We start from the raw sequence: 2,723 nt of genomic DNA, 5'->3' as shown, positions 1-2,723 counted from the left end.
TCGCCCCAGCGAACTGAGGTTCCCATACGTTCGTTCCGACTCTGAGTGCCGCATCCCCTGTGGGGAGTAGGTCGAGCGTGGTCGGCGTGGCGAGGTGCGATTTGCTCGATCGAGGAGTGAAATATGAGGCAGCGCCTCAGAAATCGAGGCGGGCGGGAGGTATGCAGTGACGCCGCGACCCCGGCTGCGCGTGGTGAGCGACAATTCTCCAGGCGCGCAACTGGCCGATGCCATGGAGCCGATGGAATTCCAGCGGCAGTGCGTGGACGGTTTCGTCGCGAGCCAAGTGGCCCGCGGATTCAGCGCCCTCACCATCGACAACGGCACGGGCGTGCTTGAGCGTTTCCTCGCTTTGGCGGAGAAGCCCGCATGGGAGCTGACCGCCTTCGACGTCGACGCGGTCGTCGCCGCGCTTATCGAACGCGGCGTGGGACCCGTCACGCGCAGGGACTACGTCAGCACGTTCAGACACTACTTCCAGTTTCTGCAAGCCCGGCACTTCGCCGACGTTGAGGCTCGCTTCGGTATCCGTTTGGCCGACCCGATCGACGTGTTCCATGCTGGGCATCACGTAACCAGCGAGTCGCCCGCGACCCGCCCGCCCCCATCGCCCGAGCGCATGGATGACTTCTTCGCGTTCCTGAAGGCTCGAATGGAGCAGTCGCGAAAATGGGCTCCGATCGCTCGGGACTACGCACTCTTCCGGACGCTCTATCACGCAGGTCTTCGCTCTGCAGAGTCCTCGACGTTGGAAATCCGCGATCTTCATTTTGACCGAGGCCCGTTCGGGAAGATTCACGTGCGTTTGGGTAAGGCGGCGAAAGGCTCCGGTCCCAGGCCACGCTGGGTGCCCATGCTGGACGATCTGGGCCTGATCCTGCATTGGTATCTCGACGAGGTCCGCCCCAAATTTCGAGGAAGCAGCCCGGCCCTGTTCTGCGACGAGGGCGGCCGATTCATGAATTCAGGATCGATCCGTAACCGGTTGGCGGCCCTGTGCAGAGCGGAGGGCCGGCCGGTCCACGAGCAGTTCAGCCCTCATAGTCTGCGGCATGCCTGCGCGACGCGCAACTACGAGCGCGGTGTCGATCTCGTCGCCATTCAGCAGATGCTGGGCCATTGGAATGTGGGCACGACGATGCGATATGTGACGCCCTCATCTACGTTCGTCGAGGACGCCTATCGTCGTGCCCTCACGACCACTCTCGCCGAAGCGACCAAGGAGGAATAGGACATGGCAGAGTTTCGCTGGCGGCTCCGGATGGCTGCCGCTCAACGAGAAGTGTGGACCGGTGCTCAACTGCGGCGCCTGTTGGTCGACAAGGCCGGTCTGGAACTCTCATCCGCGTCGATCTCCGCCTTGATGACTCAACAGCCTTCGCAAATTAAGCTCGCGACTCTGGCCGCATTGTGCCAAGCGCTGGACTGCACCGCAAATGATCTCCTCGAACTTGATACGACCACCGACATCGGCAACGGGACTCCGCCAACTCCGGTCACGCAGGAGCCCCTCCGAGCGGCGGCCGGTCAGGAACGGTCTCGGGCCTCGCGCAATACCCCGCCACCATTCTGATGACGCTCGTCGGCAACTGCATCGACTGTGGAAGCCCCAATCTCCATGCTCGGGGTCGCTGCACCTCGTGCTATTGGAAAGCCAAACGCGAGGCCACGATGGAACCGTGCCCACGGTGTGGCCAACGGCGAGTGCTCCGTGCGGAACAGGACCTGTGCGGGATGTGCGTGCGCCGAGCTCGTCCCCGGAAAGAACCGACACCGCGAAACTGCGACCAGTGTGGCCGTCTGGCCAAACACGCAGCTCACGGACTATGCACGGCCTGCTATCAAAGGACCCACAACTCCCTGATCGACCGAACAGCCGCCGCTCTTATCCGGCTCGGGGCGAGCATTCCCAACTGGTTCGAACCCCTGGTCGACGACATCGGCGACCGATTCGTCAGCGCAGTAGCGGTGCGACACCTGCGGCAGATCGAACACCACCTAATCCAAGGAGTCTGCACTCCCGAAGCTCTGGTCCGCGCGCTGCGTTCACCCGGACGATCACCGGGCGACACCGCCCGAATCGTCAATGAGTATTTCGTCACGAATGGGCTCGGATCCTTCCTCCAAGACGAGGAAGACCGCCGGAGCGCGGGGCGCCGAGAGCGCCGCCTGGCCCGCGCCCCCATCCCCTTCCGCCCGGCCGTGGCAGCCTTCTGCGACTATCTCCTGCGATCGCGCACTCGAGCAAACCTGGTCGGCGGCCGCGGACTCAAAGACGCCACGATCGAGGCCCGACTGGCTGATGTCGCGGCCCTGGCCAACTTCCTCGAGAGACGCGGCATCAACGATTGGGCCGCCGTCACCGCCGGCGATATCGAGGAGTTCCTCGGGAGCCGCTCCCGGCATCGGCTAGCCAGCTTCCGCATGTTCTTCACCTTCGCTGGCAAACGAAAGCTCATCCTGATCAACCCGGCCCTCGGTCTGACTCGACCACGCCCAACAGGCTTCGCCGGACGAACGCTCAACAGCGCCGAACAACGCCGACTTATCCATCGGTGGATACTCACCACCATCGACCCGAGAGAGCGCGTGGTCGGACTGTTCGCTCTTCTCCACGGTATGAGCAGCCGTCAGATCCGCGCTGTTCTGGTCTCGGACATCAGCACAAAGGCAGGGACGATGGTCATCGCGGGACGGCCGTATAACGTGCCGCTGGACCCCAT

General features: G+C 63.4%; 2 protein-coding genes and 1 pseudogene. All 3 read left to right on the top strand.

The window, feature by feature from the left end; genetic code table 11:
• Positions 1-193: 193 nt before the first annotated feature.
• Positions 194-1,231, top strand: coding sequence for a tyrosine-type recombinase/integrase (locus tag QN357_RS18495; protein ID WP_322135573.1), 1,038 nt, complete (start codon positions 194-196; stop codon positions 1,229-1,231).
• A gap of 3 nt (positions 1,232-1,234) precedes the next feature.
• Positions 1,235-1,573, top strand: coding sequence for a helix-turn-helix transcriptional regulator (locus tag QN357_RS18490; protein WP_322135572.1), 339 nt, complete (start codon positions 1,235-1,237; stop codon positions 1,571-1,573).
• A 395-nt stretch (positions 1,574-1,968) separates the two neighbouring features.
• Positions 1,969-2,723: pseudogene (locus QN357_RS18485) on the top strand (integrase); the annotation flags it as partial.

This window comes from Cryobacterium sp. RTC2.1 (assembly GCF_035018685.1).
Classification (GTDB): domain Bacteria; phylum Actinomycetota; class Actinomycetes; order Actinomycetales; family Microbacteriaceae; genus Cryobacterium; species Cryobacterium glucosi.
The sequence above is the reverse complement of the archived record's forward strand: the minus strand, read 5'-3'. Positions and strand labels throughout refer to the sequence as shown.